The 15,144-nt window shown below is 72.5% G+C and carries 14 protein-coding genes; 4 read left to right on the top strand and 10 right to left on the bottom strand.

Annotation, left to right across the window (positions count from 1 at the left end; all coding sequences use genetic code 11):
- Positions 1 to 36: 36 nt before the first annotated feature.
- Positions 37 to 720 carry a hypothetical protein gene (locus AB0R04_RS09500; RefSeq protein WP_363369559.1) on the bottom strand — a complete coding sequence of 228 codons (684 nt, stop codon included), beginning with the start codon at positions 718 to 720 and terminating at the stop codon, positions 37 to 39.
- A gap of 97 nt (positions 721 to 817) precedes the next feature.
- On the bottom strand, positions 818 to 2,083 hold the full coding sequence (locus tag AB0R04_RS09495; protein WP_363369557.1) for a DUF4157 domain-containing protein: 1,266 nt from the start codon (positions 2,081 to 2,083) through the stop codon (positions 818 to 820).
- A 158-nt stretch (positions 2,084 to 2,241) separates the two neighbouring features.
- Between AB0R04_RS09495 and AB0R04_RS09490 the strand changes: the two genes are divergently transcribed.
- Positions 2,242 to 2,901 carry an HAD family hydrolase gene (locus AB0R04_RS09490; RefSeq protein ID WP_363369555.1) on the top strand — a complete coding sequence of 220 codons (660 nt, stop codon included), beginning with the start codon at positions 2,242 to 2,244 and terminating at the stop codon, positions 2,899 to 2,901.
- 144 nt (positions 2,902 to 3,045) lie between these two features.
- Here AB0R04_RS09490 and AB0R04_RS09485 read toward each other — a convergent pair whose 3' ends face one another.
- The 6 genes from AB0R04_RS09485 to AB0R04_RS09460 all read right to left on the bottom strand — a co-directional run bounded on the left by AB0R04_RS09485 (position 3,046) and on the right by AB0R04_RS09460 (position 8,011).
- The gene (locus AB0R04_RS09485; protein ID WP_363369554.1) at positions 3,046 to 3,558 is read right to left on the bottom strand and encodes a GNAT family N-acetyltransferase; all 513 of its coding nucleotides are present in this window, start codon (positions 3,556 to 3,558) and stop codon (positions 3,046 to 3,048) included.
- Positions 3,555 to 4,334 (bottom strand): hypothetical protein, encoded by a 780-nt coding sequence (locus AB0R04_RS09480; protein ID WP_363369553.1) that lies wholly within the window; start codon positions 4,332 to 4,334, stop codon positions 3,555 to 3,557. The genes AB0R04_RS09485 and AB0R04_RS09480 overlap by 4 nt, the downstream gene beginning before the upstream one ends.
- A gap of 437 nt (positions 4,335 to 4,771) precedes the next feature.
- Complete coding sequence (locus AB0R04_RS09475; protein WP_363369552.1) at positions 4,772 to 5,878, bottom strand: serine hydrolase domain-containing protein; 1,107 nt, start codon at positions 5,876 to 5,878, stop codon at positions 4,772 to 4,774.
- A gap of 195 nt (positions 5,879 to 6,073) precedes the next feature.
- Positions 6,074 to 6,433: an SgcJ/EcaC family oxidoreductase gene (locus AB0R04_RS09470; protein ID WP_363369551.1), complete on the bottom strand. Its 360-nt coding sequence runs from the start codon at positions 6,431 to 6,433 to the stop codon at positions 6,074 to 6,076.
- A complete protein-coding gene (locus tag AB0R04_RS09465) occupies positions 6,430 to 6,735 on the bottom strand; it encodes a muconolactone Delta-isomerase family protein (protein WP_363369550.1) in 306 nt (101 codons plus the stop codon). The genes AB0R04_RS09470 and AB0R04_RS09465 overlap by 4 nt, the downstream gene beginning before the upstream one ends.
- A 70-nt stretch (positions 6,736 to 6,805) precedes the next feature.
- Complete coding sequence (locus AB0R04_RS09460; protein WP_363369549.1) at positions 6,806 to 8,011, bottom strand: MFS transporter; 1,206 nt, start codon at positions 8,009 to 8,011, stop codon at positions 6,806 to 6,808.
- A gap of 107 nt (positions 8,012 to 8,118) precedes the next feature.
- On the opposite strand from AB0R04_RS09460, the gene AB0R04_RS09455 reads away from it, so the two are divergent.
- On the top strand, positions 8,119 to 8,595 hold the full coding sequence (locus AB0R04_RS09455) for a MerR family transcriptional regulator (protein WP_363369547.1): 477 nt from the start codon (positions 8,119 to 8,121) through the stop codon (positions 8,593 to 8,595).
- On the opposite strand, the gene AB0R04_RS09450 is transcribed toward AB0R04_RS09455, so the two are convergent.
- Entirely contained in the window at positions 8,592 to 9,830 is a 1,239-nt protein-coding gene (locus AB0R04_RS09450) for a cytochrome P450 (RefSeq protein ID WP_363369546.1), read from the bottom strand. The genes AB0R04_RS09455 and AB0R04_RS09450 overlap by 4 nt on opposite strands.
- A gap of 183 nt (positions 9,831 to 10,013) precedes the next feature.
- On the opposite strand from AB0R04_RS09450, the gene AB0R04_RS09445 reads away from it, so the two are divergent.
- Together AB0R04_RS09445 and AB0R04_RS09440 are read left to right on the top strand one after the other, a co-directional pair.
- Complete coding sequence (locus tag AB0R04_RS09445) at positions 10,014 to 10,658, top strand: hypothetical protein (protein WP_363369544.1); 645 nt, start codon at positions 10,014 to 10,016, stop codon at positions 10,656 to 10,658.
- A 107-nt stretch (positions 10,659 to 10,765) separates the two neighbouring features.
- Positions 10,766 to 11,536: a hypothetical protein gene (locus AB0R04_RS09440; RefSeq protein ID WP_363369542.1), complete on the top strand. Its 771-nt coding sequence runs from the start codon at positions 10,766 to 10,768 to the stop codon at positions 11,534 to 11,536.
- Between the two features lie 121 nt (positions 11,537 to 11,657).
- On the opposite strand, the gene AB0R04_RS09435 is transcribed toward AB0R04_RS09440, so the two are convergent.
- Positions 11,658 to 14,798, bottom strand: coding sequence for a M28 family peptidase (locus AB0R04_RS09435; protein ID WP_363369762.1), 3,141 nt, complete (start codon positions 14,796 to 14,798; stop codon positions 11,658 to 11,660).
- Positions 14,799 to 15,144 lie beyond the last annotated feature (346 nt).

Raw genomic sequence — 15,144 nt, 5'->3', positions numbered from 1 at the left:
CCCGTCGAGGTCGGCGAAGGGGGCCGGTGGCCAGGCTCAGCCGCCGCCCACGCCGCCGGTCGAACCGCCGTGCCCGTACCGGAAGTGGTTCCACGAGCGCCGGTCCGAGACCGAGGGCGGCGGTGCGGGGCGCTGGTGGTGGCTGACGTGCAGGTCCACCTCGACGGCGGGGGAGAGGGCCTCGCGCAGCTCGCGGTGGAGCGCGGTGGTGTCGGTGTCCTGGGGCAGGGGCCGCTGGGGGAGTTCGCCGCGCTCCAGCAGGACGGTCAGCGTGATGGTGACGGACCTCGGGCGCGGGTCGCCGTCGTACGGCTCCTCGGTGGAGTGGTCGATCCGGATCCGTCGTACCTCGGTGACCGGCATCGGCCGGTCCGCCCGGGCCCCCCGGACGAGGACAACAGTGGCCGGCTCGGCGGAGGGCGCGAAGCGCAGCCGGTGCACGGTACGGAAGACCAGGCGGACCATCAGCGCCCACCCGATGGCCGCGCCCGCCCCGCCGACGATCCCGGCCGCCGCCCACACCGGGCCCCATCCGGTGCCGGCGAACAGCATGCCGATGTCGAGGGGGAGGGAGAAGAGAGCACCGTACAGGAACAGCACCGGTGCCGCGATCACGCTCTGGAACGAGGCGGTGAGGGCGTACCGGAGCGAGCCGCCCCGCTCCACGAGGACCAGGTCGAGCACGTCTGGGTTCGAACGGTCCATCAGAACACGCTGCATGGCGCAACGGTAGAAGTGTGCGGCGCGCTGCGGAAGTACAAGGCGCCGACCGGTCGGCCGCGAGCCGCTACGGGCCGTCCCGGCTCGGCAGCTCCCGTCAGGCGATCTTGCACGGCACGTAGGCGTGCCCCAGCTGAACGGCCGCGCCCAGACGGTGATTTCCGTCCTGGATGCTGATGCCGCCCGCGTCGACCCGGATCTTGATCGGTTCGAGTGCGGCGCTGTTCTTCATGCCGGTGACGGCGGCGCCGAGCCGCTTCTCGACGAGCCCGCCCGCCACGGTCTGCGCACGACCACTGGCCTGTTGCAGCAACGCGACGCTCACCTCGACCAGTTGGCCCGAACGCACGCCCTGCGCGGCGAAGTCCTGCAACTGGTTGATCTGTGCGCCCTCGAAGGTCCCGGCACCGGCCCGGACGTGGTAGCTGGAGTCCCGCTGCCGGTTGACGTGGCCGCTCAGGTCCGCCTGCGCCTGCTCGGGGCCGACCTCCATGTTGACGAGCTTGTAGTAGGTCTCCAGGTCGTCGTCGACCTTGATGTACCCGTAGCTGCCGTCCTCGTCGAAGATCACGCGCTCCTCGGAGCCCGCGAGTTGGTAGATCTTCTCGTAGTACTCCTTGGTCAGCTTCTCGTCCAGGACGAGCCGCAGCCCCGGATAGTCGGGGTCGACGTGGGTGTGGTCGCCCTCCTCCCCGGCGGGCTTCGCCGCAGGGCGCCGCTGCACCGAGGGCTCGACGGCCTGCGTGCCGTGCGCGTGGGCCGCGTGCTCCGCTTCGGACTCCCGGGCGAGCGGTCGGGACAGCACCCGGGAGGCGTTCGCCTCGGCCTCGCGCTCGAAGCGGTCGGAGGGGTCGCTGACCCGCAGCCCGCTCCCGTTGTCGGTGCCCGCGACAGGGCCGCTGCGCTGCTGGATGACGTGGGTCAACTCGTGCGCGAGCGTGTGCTTGTCGCCCCCGCCGACGCCGAGCACGATGTGGCTGCCCGAGGTGTACGCGCGGGCGCCGATCCCGGCCGCCGACTCCCGGGCGGTCGCACCCGTGTGCAGCCGGACATCGGAGAAGTCCGCGCCGAGCCGCGTCTCCATCTCGCTCCGGAGCCCGTCGGCCAAGGGCGTGCCGGCGCTCCTCAGCACCTCGTGGACGGCAGAACGCTGCACGTCGGCCGCGGCGTGCTCGTGCTGCTCCTGTTCCTGCTCCAGCATCCGGCTCACCGCGGCATTGCCCACGGCCCGCTGCATGGCGGTGAGCGCCGCCGGAGTCACGGCCCGGGCACCGGACGGGAGCCGGGCGGGAGCCGCGGGCCGACTGCTACGGCCCGGTCGTCGGTCGGCGGCAAACGCACTACCGGAGTCATGGGCACGCACAGGAAAGGCCCCTTCGAGGGATCGGCGACAGTCCCCCCAGTCTGTTCGACCCCGCACCTCCGGCGGAAGGTACGCCAGGGCAACGTCCGATGTCCCCCGGGGCCACACCCGTCGTCAGCAGGCCGAGCTTGGGCTGATGGCCTGGCTAGGCTGTCGGCATGATTCGCGCAGTGGTGTTCGACGTCGGCGAGTGCCTGGTGGACGAGACCCGGGAGTACGGCACCTGGGCGGATTGGCTGGGCGTGCCTCGGCACACCTTCGTGGCACAGTTCGGGGCGGTGATCGCCGAGGGGCGCGACTACCGCGAGGCCTTCCAGGTCTTCCGCCCCGGTTTCGACCTGTACGAGGAACGGGAGAAGCGGGCGGCGGCCGGTCAGCCCGAGACGTTCGGCGAGGAGGACCTGTACCCCGATGTCCGCCCGGCCCTGGCCCGGCTCCGGGCGGACGGCCTCTGGCTGGCCATCGCCGGAAACCAGACCGTGCGGGCCGGGGTGATCCTTCGCCGGCTGTTCTCCGCCGACGTCGACCTGATCGGCACGTCCGACGACTGGGGCGCGAGCAAGCCGGATCCCGCCTTCTTCGAACGAGTCGCCGCAGTAGTCCCGGCTGGGCCGGACGAGATCCTTTATGTCGGCGACCGCCTGGACTACGACGTCCTGCCCGCCGCCCGTGCGGGGATGCAGACCGCCCTGATCCGCCGGGGGCCGTGGGGCTGGATTCAGCAGCACGACCCCGCAGCCGACCGCGCGACCTTCCGGATCGACTCGCTCGCCCAGCTGCCGGAGCTGATCGCGAAGGCTAACGCCGGAGCGAACTGAGGTTCGCGGCCCAGGAGTAGAGACGGCCGTCGGCCCGCCGCGCTCGCCCCGAGCGCGGCGGGCAGGGTGGTGTCGCGACCGGCCTGCACGGCGGCGGCCTGGTGTCGGCCCGTTGCTGCAGCGCGGCGGTGCGGACTGACCGGGCTACCGAAGCGCGCGGACCATGACGGCGTAGAGCGGGGCGTCTTCGAACGGACGGTGCTCGCCGACCTTTTTGTATGCCCAGCGTTCGTACAGTGCCAGGACACTAGGGTGGGTGACGTCGACGTAGAGCACGGCCAGCGCCTCGTCCCGTTCGGACAGTAGAGCATCGTGTGTCTGCTCGGCGATGCCGAGCTTCCGCCAGTCGGGGCGCACCATGACCTCGGACACGGCGAACGTCGACGTGTCGGCGGGCGGCGGCATGTGGGGGCGCCACCACTCGCGGCCGTCCTCCAGCGGGGCGCCGTAGGAGTAGCCGACCGGCTCGTCGGCGTCGTAGGCCATGACGCAGCTGTAGCCCGGCCGGGACGTCCAGTGCTTGGCGAACCAGGCAAAGCGCTGGACGAAGGGGTCGTCGGCTTGCTCCCGATAGGCGTCCGCATGGACGTCGATGAGCAACTGTGCGTGGTCGGCGGGAATGCTGCCGGCCTCGTAGCGGCGGAGGGCTATCGTCACTGGGTGTCTCCCTGGGCGTGGACTCGGTCGGTCCACTCTCGCGTAGCCGCCGAGGTCGGTGCCAGGGTGATCAGGCCACGGTGGAAGTCGCCGAGGAGAGTGCGCAGCCTCGGCGGAAGCGGGTCGGCGCCCATCAGGGCGTACACGCCGGTGGCGGTGACGATGGCCTGTTCGACTTCACCCTGTCCGAGCTGGGCGAGCGCGAGGCGGGCGGTGGCGGACGCACGGTTGCGGCGGAACTGTGGGGGGATCCCGGCCAGGGCACGGTGTGATGCGCTCTCGGACTCTGCGCTGTCGTCGAGGTGCTGATGGACGACAGCACTCAGCGCGAACAGTTCGGCCGGCCCGTAGAAGTCGGTCCACGTCGGACGCTCGCGGCTGTCCGCACGGCCCAGCGCATCACGGGCGTGTCCGAGGCAGCGCAGGGCGGCCTGCCGGTCGCCTGCGGTGGAGTGGGCGATCGCGGCGCGGGCGTGCGCGAGGGAGGCGAGGAATGGGTCGCGGCGGGTCGCCCCGGCGTCCTGGGCGGCTCGGGCGGCTGACAGGGCGGCCGACGGCCTGTTGCGTTGATAGCCCACCATGGAGAGGCAGTTGAAGACTCGCATTGCGGTCACGTGGTCGTTTCCGAGACCGGCGAGGCGCAGAGCCGTCTCGAAATACCGCTCGGCGTCGTCCAAGCGGCGGTCGTCGATGCAGGAGAACCCGGCCGTGGCGGTGTAGTCGGCGGCGAGGCTGTAGAGACGTCGCTGGACGCCGTCGCTGATCGTTTTGTCCACCTTGCTGAGTGCCTGATTGGCGCCGGTCCGCGCGGCCGCCCTCGCTGCGGGCGGTGGCGTAAATGCCGTCGCCGTTCACCCCTGGTGCCTCGATGGGAGGTGCCGCCGTTGCCGCCCGGCTCGTGTGGTGGGTGGTCATCGCTGCTGCCTTGGTGGCGGGATTCGCCGCAGGGCGTGACCGTTGATGGCCACCGGTTGACGTGGCCGACCGGCCCGCCGAGCTGGTTGCTCGGCGGGCCGGGAGCACCGTCGAGGCGGCAGAGGGATTGGCGTTCAGACGATCTCGCAGGGGGCGTAGGCGTGGTCCAACTTGGTGGCCGCGCCCAGGCGGTGGTTTCCGTCCTGGATGCTGATGACGCCCCCGTCTCGACCGGGAAGGTGTGCCGGGTTGGCTGGGCTTCGGGCGTTGGTCGCCGTGCACCGGATGGTTCCGGTTGTCAGCCGGCGAGCGTGGCGTTGACGAGTGCCTTGATGTAGGGGAGGTCGTTGCCGGTCCCCGTCGGGTTGAGGGAGTACACCACGCGGTGTCGGAGGTCGCGGGTGGCGAAGACGCCGTTGTCCCAGCCGGGGCGGGAACCGGTCTTGCCCCAGGCGTACTCGCCGTTCGGGAGTTGGTAGCGCATGAGCCCGCCGATGCTGTAGCAGGCCGTTCGGCCGACGCAGTTGGTGTTGTCGGCGGCGTTCGGCACGTTCGGCACCTCGAACACCAGCTTCTGCTGGGCGGGCGGGAGCAGGCGGCCCCGGAACAGCGCGGTGATGAAGTGGTCCAGGTCGGCGGCGGTGGAGATGATGCCTCCCTCGGCCCACGGGTACGGGCTCTGCTCGGTCACGTCCTGTCCGTCGAGGTGCACCTCCGCGTGGGGCGAGGGGATGGTCGGGTCGTCGGCGGCGGGCAGGCTGGTGTGGCTCAGGTGCAGCGGCCGGATGATCCTGTGCTCCAGTTCGGTGGTGAGGGAGTGGCCGGTGACCTTCTCGACGATCAGGCCGAGGACCAGGGAGTTGAGCCCGTTGTACTGCTGCTCGGCAGGGGGTGCGGGCGGCACGTCGGTGGCTGTGGCGAACGAGGCACGCAGGAGGTCTTCGGGCGTCACGGACTTGAACTGCCATCCGGGTCCGTCGTCCGGGCCGGGAGTCCGGGCGGGCTTGGGCAGGCCGCTCGTGTGGTCGAGGAGCTGGCGCACGGTGACGCGGTCGTACGCCTCGGGCAGCACCTCGGGGACGTACTGCCGTGCCGGTGTGTCCAGGCCGATCCGGTGCTCGGCGACGAGTTGGAGAGCCACGGTGTTGGTGAACACCTTGGTGACGCTGCCGATCCGGAGGTAGGCGCCGGCGGTGACCGGGCCGGCGGTGGCGTCCACGCCGTCCTGCCTGATGAGCGCGCCCGCAACGACGGCGTCGGGCAGGTGGTCGAGGATGCCCTGGACGGTCGGGTTCACCAGCGCCGGGGCGTTGGAAGCAGGCGTGGCGGAGGCCGCCGGCAGGGCCGCGCCGGTGGTGAGAGCGGTGGCCAGGGCGAGGGTGGTGACGGCGAGACGGATGCGCATCAGGGTTTCTCCGGGGCGGCCTCGATGGGACTTGTTGACCGCGTCAACTCTGCTGCGTCCAGCTGCCATCGCCCATCGGTGATCACCCTGATAACAACCCTGGACTGCCCCTGGGGGCGATCAGACGATCTTTGTTCCTGTCGGGTTGCTCTCACCGGCCCGACGGAGCGCGGCGATGGAACGTGGCAGCGCAGCTCAGGGGAGCAGTGAGACCTGGTAGTGGGTGATGGACCAGCCGTCGGCCGACCGGCGCAGCAGGACGCCGAGGTTGACGGTGACGGTGGGCCGATCGGGGAAGGCGAAGTCGACGTCCAGGTACCCGAGCAGGAGGTCGTCGGTGAGGCGGCGGGTCTCCAGGATGCGGTAGGCGGCGGTCATGCCGGGCGGCTGGGAGGCGTAGTACTCGGCGATGCCGGTGCGCCCGACGGTGTAGGGGTGGAGGCCCTGGAAGATCGCGTCCTCGGTGAAGCAGGCGGCGACCTGCGAGGGCTGGTGGGCGTCGACGGCGGCCTTCCAGCGGTCGAGGACGGCACGCAGGACGGTTTCGTCGTTCATCGGGCGCCCTCCGGGAGCCCGGGGTCGTTGGGGTGGGGGGAGAGCGGGGTGACGGTGTCCTGGCGCCACACCCGTAGCGGCATGGAGGCGAGCACCTGCTCCAAGCGCTCCTCGTCGGGGGCGCTGAACAGGCCCCAGGTGCGCCATTCGCCGGGGGTGAGCGGCGGGCGCCAGAGTCGCAACAGGGTTCCCTGGGCGGCTAGTTCGCGGGAGCGGCCGGCCTCGCGGGCCCGCATGTCGGCGATCGCTTCCTCGGTGGTTCCGTCCGGGACGGTGGTCACCATGTCGACCAGGAATTCCATCGGCGTCCTCTCGTACGGGTCTACCGGAGTATCGAGGGGCGGCCCGGTCGCCGGTGCGGAGGCACGCCGGTCACGGCCGGGCGTCGTGGCCGGCGTGCAGGCTGAGGACGGAGCCGGCCAGGAGCAGGCCGACCAGGGTCAGCAGCGGGGCCGTCCAGGAGCCGGTGGCGGTGTGGAGGGCGGCGGTGAGGGCGGGGCCGGTGGCGGCGAGGAGGTAGCCGCAGGTCTGGGCCATGGTGGAGAGCGCGGCGACGTGGTCGTGGTCGGTGCCGCGGCGGGCGAAGAGGACGGCGGCCAGGGCCTGGCCGCCGCCCATGCCGATGCCGAGGATGCCGGCCCAGAGCGGAGCGCCGGTGGCGGGGGCGAGTACGACGCCGAGCAGGCCGAGGACGCAGGCGGCCACCACGGCGAGCAGGTGCGGCCGCTGGTCGGCGCGGGCGGCGGCGAGGACGGGGGCGAGGAAGCCGCCGACGGCGAGGCCGAGGATGAGGACGGCCTGGTCGGTGCCGGCGGTGGTGCGGCTGAGGCCGGCGTCGACCAGGATCGAGGGCAGCCAGGCGAGGGTGGCGTAGAAGACCAGGGTCTGGATGCCGAAGAAGGCGGTGAGGCTCCAGGCGAGCGCGGTGCGGCCGACGGGTCGGCGGTGCACCGGCGCGGCGACGGTCGGTATCCGTCGTTCCACCCGCAGCTGCGGCGCCATGCCCGCCGCCGCGAGGACGGCCGGGAGGACGGCGAGGCCGATCGCGGCCCGCCAGGACCACGCGTCGGCGACCGGCGCGACCAGGGCGGCGACCACGGCCGACCCGGTGCCCATCGCGAGGGCGTAGACGCCCATCATGGTGCCGATCCGCCGGGGCGCGAAGCGGGCCCGGACGAACACCGGGATCAGCACGTTGACCACCGCCACCGCGATGCCCACCAGCATCGTCCCCGCGTAGAGCCCGGGCAGGCCCGCCGTGCGCAGCAGCGCCCCGGCGACGAGCAGGACGCTCGCCCAGAACAGCCCGCGCTCCTCGCCGATCCGCCGCCGGGCGAGGGCGCCGAGCGGTGCGAACAGGCCCATGCACAGCGGGGGCAGCAGCCCGAGCACGGTGACGGTGCCCTGGCCCCAGCCGGCGACCGGCGCGAGCGGTCCGACCTGCCCGAACGCGACCCGGGTGTTGAGGCTGAGCAGGACGAAGCCGACGACGAGCAGCGCGCCGGAGGCGGGGGCGGCGCGGCCGGGTGAGGCCTGGGTGGGGGCGGGGCTGGGGGCGGAGGCGGTGCTGAGCGGCATGAGCGGCGAACCCTTCGCTGCGGCAGGAAGTTAGGCTTGCCTAAGTTTTCACGCTCAAGTGCGCTTGAGTGCAACCCGCCGGCCGTGAACCGTGAAGGAGACGACGCGTGGAGCAGCTCTACTCGATCACCGAGGTCGCGAAGGCCTTCGGCCTCTCCGTCCCCGCCCTGCGCTACTACGAGGACTGCGGCCTGATCGCCCCCGCCGCCCGCCGCGGCCGGGTGCGCCAGTACGACCGGGCGGCGCTGGAGCGCCTCGCCCTGGTCCAGCTCTGGCACGTGGACGGCATGATCCCGCTCGCCGGGACGGCCGCCGTGATGGCGAGTGAGCAGGCGGCGGAGCGGAAGGCGCTGCTGGCGGCGCAGCGGGACGAGATGACGGCCCGCGCCCGCCGCCTGGAGCGCGCCGCGGCCGTCCTGACCCACATGCTCGACTGCCACCGCGACCGCCCGCTGGACTGCCCGGTCACCCACGCGCACATCGACGCCCGCGTCGACGCCGCCCTCTCCGGCGAGGAGTTGGCCGATGACTTCCTCCCTCCGGCGACCGGGACCGCGACCGGGACCGCGACCGGGATCGGTTAGCTCAGCACCGCCGGCGTCGGCCCGTCGGGTCGCACGGTGATGCTGTAGGCGGAGCCGGTCGGGACGGAGCGGAACCGCACGGTGTGGGCGGGCAGCAGGAGTTCGAGCAGCGCGGTGGTCTCGCGGACGGCGAACTGGGTGCCGAGGCAGGCGCGGGCGCCGAGCCCGAAGGGGAGGTACGCGCCGAGCTGGGCGGGGCGGGCGCCGGTGGCGGTGAAGCGGGCGGGGTCGAAGCGTTCGGGGTCGGGCCACAGGGCCGGGTCGCGGTGGGTGAGGTAGGGGCAGACCAGGACGTCGGTGCCGGCGGCGATGCGGTGGCCGTCGATCACGTCGTCCTCGACGGCGTGCCGGGGGAGCAGCCAGGCCGGGGGGTAGAGCCGCAGGGCCTCGCTGACCAGGGCCTGCGGGTCCGCGCCGCGCGCCTCGGGGTGGCGGTCGAGGAGGAGGAAGAGCCAGGTGAGGGTGGTGGCGGTGGTCTCGTGCCCGGCGACGAGCAGGGTGACGAGTTCGTCGCGGATCAACCGGTCGGTGTACTCGGGGTGTTGGGCCGCGGCGTCGAGCAGGACCCGCAGCACGCCGGGCTCCTCGACGTCGGTCGCCGAGCGGGCCGCGTCGATGGCGGCCAGTGCGACGGCGTCGATCCGGGCGAGGTCGGCGGCGACGGCGTCCCGGGCGTCCCCGGCGTCCGTGGGCAGGGTCGGCATGGCCGCCACCACCCGTTCCACGGAGCGGAGTTCATGGTCGGTGCGGTCGTCCAGCGGCAGCCCGGTGAGGGCCCGCCAGACGGTGTCGAGGGCGAATCCGCGCATCTCCTCGCCGAGGTCGAAGGTCTCGCCGGTGCGCGCGTACCCCTCCCAGCGGTCGGCTGTCCGGCGGGCGGCGGCGGCGATCCGCTGCTCGTAGCGGCGCATCCCGGTGCCGGTGAACTGGGACTGCAGCAGCCGCCGTTGACGTTTCCAGGCGTCTCCGGTGGCGGAGAGCACGCCGTCGCCGACCAGCATCCGCGCGCGGTGCGAGCGCTTGACGTAGCGGTCGGGGTGGCGGCCGAGCACGTGCTGTACGGCGGCCGGGTCGGTGACCAGCACGGTGGGCGTGGGGCCGAGCCGGAAGGCGGCGATGCCGCCGATGCCGCGCTGCGCCCGGGCGAGCAGGTCGATGAGGTCGGCCTCCTCGGTGCGCCACTGCTCGACAGCCTCGGCGGCCAGCTCCGGTACGGGGCGGGTGTCGGTGGTCACGGGTGTTCTCCTCGGGGCGGCTGACGGTCCGTCGGCTCCGACTCTACGGACTCCGGGCCAGGGCTGCGCCGAACGGGTTTCCCGGCCGGCCGCCGCCCGCGCGGCAGCCGGCGTACCGTGTGCGAACCGGTACGGTGCGGCGGGGCCGGTCGGCCCCGGCTCGCTGCGCGGATGGGAGAACGCATGTCCGGGACCAGGCACCTCGAAGGCGGCGCGACGGGACGAGCGGCCCGATGGCTGGCAGGCGCCCTGCTCGTCCCGGCCCTCGCGGCCTGCTCCGGTGGAGGCGGTGGGGGAGGCGGCACCGCCACCGTCCCGACCGGCCAGGGTGGAGGCGGCTCGTCGGGTCAGAACGGCGGCTCGTCGGGCCAGAACGGCGGCCCGGGCGGGACGGAGGACGCGCGGACCAAGGGGGGCGGGGGCGGCGGGGGGTTCGCGGACGCGGGTGAGGTGTCGGCGTCCGCCACGGGTGTCGGGGTCTACGCCTCCGTGACGCTGCGGAGCACGTCCACCAAGACCTTCACGGCCGTCCTCAGCCAGGTCACCGACTGCTCGGAGGGTGCCGCGCCCGCGACGCCGCCGAGCAAGGAGGTCACCGTGACCGGGGGCCGCAGCGCGCCGCAGCAGTTCGTCCTGGCGACCGGCAGTGCGACCGGGCGGCCGCTCTGTCTGACCGTGACCGTCGACGGCGAGAGCAGGTACATCAGGGCCGAGGGCCTGATCAAGGGCTCGGAGGGAGGCGGCGGCACCGGGACCCCGAACAGCGGCGGCACCGGGCTCCCGACCGGCGGAGGCGGCACCGGAACTCCCACCGGGAGCACACCCTGAGCGGGTGGACGGCGGGGGAGCCGGCCGACGGCGAACCGAAGCCGCCGGAGGCTCCCCGGTTCAACTGGGTCGGCTTCCTGGCCTCGGTCCTCGGCCCGACCACCTTCGTGACCGCGTTGGTCTTCTTCCTCGGTTTCGCCTACACCGACTCCTTCTACCACTACTTCGGGCTGGACGCCGCCACGCTCGGCTTCGGGACGCCGGACCTCCTGCTCCGCGGCTCCCCAGCGCTTTACCTCCCGGTCGGGGGCCTGCTCTTCGGGGTGCTGCTGGTCGCGCTCGCCTACCACCTCGCGACCAGGCGGGGCGCCTCGCGCTGGGTCCGCCCGGCCTGCGTGCTGATCGCGGCGGCCGTGGCCCCGTTGCTGGTCCTGGGCTTCCTCGCCGGCTTCGGGGCGATCGACCTCGGCCAGTACGCCGTCCCGCTGCTGATCGGCGGTGCCCTGCTGCTCGCCGTGCTGGCCCGGTTGTTGTTCGCGCGCGTCACCGGGAGCCCGTACCCGCTCCCGGGCGAGCGCGCGGCCGTCGCCGTGACCGTGGCGATCGTCGTGCTGTGCTCGTTCTGGGCGGCCACCGGGTACGCCCACGCGAAGGGGACGGAGGACGCCCGCCGGTTGAGTGCGCGGCTCTACCAGCGCCCGGCGATGATCGTGGACACCACGGAACGCCTCTACCTGGCCTGGCCCGCGGTGCAGGAGTACGCGTTGGCCGACGCCGGGCAGGGGCAGCGCTTCCGCTACCGCTACCACGGGTTCCGGCTGCTGGCGCAGTCCGGCGCCCGGATGGTCCTCATCCCGCGCGACTGGACCTGGGACACCGGCAACGTCCTGGTCCTGCCGCTCGACACCGACGTCCGGGTGACCTTCCACCCTGGGTGAGGCCCGGCTGAGGCCCGACTGAGGCCCGGGTCAGGCCCGGCGCACAGCTGCGCCGCGATCCGTCCCCCTCGACGGACCGCGGCGCAGCGGCTTACGGGGTGTCAGGCGGGTGCCCTACGGGTCACACGGCCTGCCACAGGGCGGGGACGATCGGGGGCTCCCAGCCGACCTGGGCGGTGTGACCCTGGACGCAGCGGTAGCTGACCCCGTTGTAGGTCACGACGTCGCCCGCCTGGTAGGTGGTGCCGGGCGTCCAGGTGCCGCCGGGGTTGGTCGGGCCGTTGCCCACGACCAGCGAGAAGCTGGTGCTGTGGGTGGCGGTGCCGGTGCCGGTGAGCGTGATGCTGTAGGTGCCGGCCGCCGTGTTCGCGGCGGTCGCGATGGTCAGCGAGGCCGAGGCGCCGGACTGCACCGAGGACGGGCTGAAGGAGACCGTCACGCCCGCCGGGGCGCCGGAGGCGGTCAGGTTGACCGTCTGGGCGGAGCCGGAGGTGGTGGCGGTGGAGACCGTCGCGGTGGCCGAGTCGCCGGGGTTGACGGTGGCGGTGGCCGGGTTTACCGCGAGGGAGAAGTCGTTGGCGGGGGTGGTGCCGCCGACGGAGGTCTTCCAGATGGTGTAGGCCACGCCGTCGGCGCTGCGGTTCAGCGCGGTCGGGTCGATGTTGCTGGTGGTGTCGCAGGACTGGTGGTAGCAGGAGTCGTACGAACGGCCCGCGCTGCCGCCCCACTTGGTCGCCTGGCCGGAGGTCTTGACGGCGTCGGCGCCGGCCGCGTAGCCGGAGGTGGGGATGCCGGCCTGCTGGAAGGAGTAGTCGTCCGAGCGGCCCTGGCCCTCGACGTTCTCCTCCGGCTGGAGGTTGAGGGAGTCCCAGTAGGCCTTCATCGGCGCGGAGGCGGCGGAGGTGATGTTGTTGATGAAGTAGCCGGCGTTGGGCGAGCCGACCATGTCGAAGTTGTAGTAGGACTTGATCGCGGAGCGCTGGGTGGAGCTCAGCTGGCCGACGTAGGACTGCGAGCCCTGGAGGCCCTGCTCCTCACCGGTCCACCAGGCGAACCGGACGTGCCGGGTCAGGGTGGGGTTCTGCTGGGCGAGGACGAGGGCGTTCTCCAGCAGGGTGGCCGAGCCGGAGCCGTTGTCGTTGATGCCGGGGCCGGCCGAGACGCTGTCCAGGTGGGCGCCGAACATGGTGACCTGGTCGGCGGGGCCGCCGGGCCAGTCGGCGATCAGGTTGTTGGACTGGTAGGTGCAGGAGGTGCAGGTCTGCTCGGTCACGGTGTAGCCGGCGGCCTGCAGCTTGCCCTTGATGTACGCCACGGACTGGCTGTGCCCGGCGCTGCCGGCCCGGCGGTTGCCGCCGTTCTGGTTGGCGATGGTGTTCAGCTGGGTCAGGTGGGCCTGGACCTTGGCGACGTCGATGTCGGGCGCGGGCCCGCCGGGGGTGCCCCCGCCGCCGACGGTCAGGGTGTACTGGGCGGTGTGGGTGGCCGCGCCGGCGGTGCCGGTGACGGTGATCACGTACGTCCCGGCCGGGGCGCCCGAGGAGGCCGACAGGGTCAGCGTCGCGGACGAACCCGTCTGCACGGAGGAGGGGTTGAGCGTCGCGGTGACCCCGGTCGGGGCGCCCGAGGCGGTCAGGTTGACGGTCTGCGCGGTGCCCGAGGTGACGGCGGTGGAGACCGTCGCCGTGGTCGAGGCGCCGGGCTGGACGGAACCGGAGGCCGGGCCGAGCGCGAGCGAGAAGTCGTTGTTGCCGGACGGGGTGCAGGTCGGGTCGCCGCTCTGCGCGGGCACGCTGATCGCGTCCCAGGCGGCCTTGGTCCGGGTGAAGTAGTTGCAGGTCGGGTCGAGGTTCTTGGCGGCGGTCAGGGTGGTGGTGCGGTACCGCTTGTAGGTCATGCCGCTGGTCTTGAGCAGCATGCCGCCGTAGAAGACCTGGCCGGCCTGCTTGACGCCGATGCCGGTGACCGAGGAGTTGTTGCAGGTGGGGCTGGACGGCTTGCCGCCGCCCGGGTTGGAGCCCATCGACAGGAGGTAGAACCAGTGGTTCAGCGGGCCGGCGGCCGCGTGCACCTCGGTGCTGGGGATGGAGGAGGAGTAGCAGTTCGGGTCGTTGTTGACCAGTGAGGGCTGGTAGAGGTTGCGGATCGGCCCCTGGCCGACCAGGTTGACCTGCCGGCCGACCTGGTAGTCGGGGTAGTCGTAGGGCGCGGGCTGGTTGGCGTACTCCTTGGTGAGCGCGCCGAAGATGTCGCCGGTGCCCTCGCCCAGGCCGTTCTCGTTGTTGGCGCCGCCGGGGGTGTACTGGTCGATGCCGTGGCCGAACTCGTGGCCGACGACGTCCTGGGCGGCGATCCACTCGTTGTTCTGGTTGTGGCCGATGGAGATGGAGCTGCCGTCCCAGTAGGCGTTGACGTCGTTGAGGCCGACCTTGACCGGCCAGCTGCCGCCGTTGCCGTTGTGGCCGTTGCGACCGAGCCAGTCGCGGAGCATGTCCCATTCCTTCTGGGCCGCCCACATGGCGTCGGCGCAGCCGGTCTCCTTGCTGGAGGGGTTGCCGGTGCCCCAGGAGTCGGAGGACTTGCTGAACACCTGGCCGCTGCTGTAGTCGGAGCAGGTCAGGCCGGGCCGGTTCGGGTCGCGCAGCGAGTACGAGCCGCCGGAGCTGGTGGTGCTGATGGTCAGCGGGCCGGGGCCGTTCCACTTGCTGTTGATGGTGCCGGCCCGGACATCGTCGTAGCTGTCGATCACCTCGCCGCTGGCGGCGTCCACGAAGACGTGCAACGTGCTCGGTGCGCTCTCGGTGCGGCCCTTGAGGACGGTCTCCCAGGCGAGCCGGCTCGCGCCGTCCTTGACCCGGACGACCAGGCGGCGCTCGGCCACCGAGTCCACCGCGGCCAGCTTGGTGCGCGCGGTCTTCTCCGCGTTCGCCGCGCTGACCTGCGGGGTTATCGAGCCGCCGACCGGCCCGGTGGCGGCCGACTGGAGGCCGCGGACCTTGCCCTGGCCGTCGGCGAGCACCACGGCATCGCCACCGACCACCGGCAGGCCGCGGTAGCTGCGGTCGTACGCGACGGAGTAGAGGCCGCCGAGCCAGGGGGTGACGGCCCGGCGCTCGTAGGTCTCGCCGGGGCCCTTGGCCAGTGCGTCCAGGCCGGCGGCCGCGGCCGCGTCGGCGGCGTTGACGGCTGCCGCCAGGGCGCTGGGTGGTGCGGGAGAGGGGGTGGGCGCGGCGGTGGCCGGCCCGGCCGTGGCGGCGATCATGCCGGCCAGCACGGTCAGGGTGGTCGCCGTGGTCAGCAACCGTCCTGTGGAAACTCTGCGTTGCATCGAGGCTCCTAGCATGTGGGGGTCCTCGACCGCGGACGGCATGGCTGGTGGCGCACCGCAGGGCCGTGTCTGGGGGACGGCCGTGCGGGCCGTCCGCGTTCGGGTGCCGGAACCCTCACACGGCGTCATGCTCTGGTCAATGGCTGGTGCACGCGATGCATAGGGTTGGCAAATTCCGTCAAGCTGGGCTTTTGCCCGAGTGGTTGAGACCACCTCATGTACGGACCGGGTGTCATCGAGTACCGTCCTGATGGTCGGAAGGTTGGCGAGGGCCCGGGGG

The organism is Kitasatospora sp. NPDC056731 (assembly GCF_040687675.1).
GTDB lineage: Bacteria > Actinomycetota > Actinomycetes > Streptomycetales > Streptomycetaceae > Kitasatospora.
The sequence above is the reverse complement of the archived record's forward strand: the minus strand, read 5'-3'. Positions and strand labels throughout refer to the sequence as shown.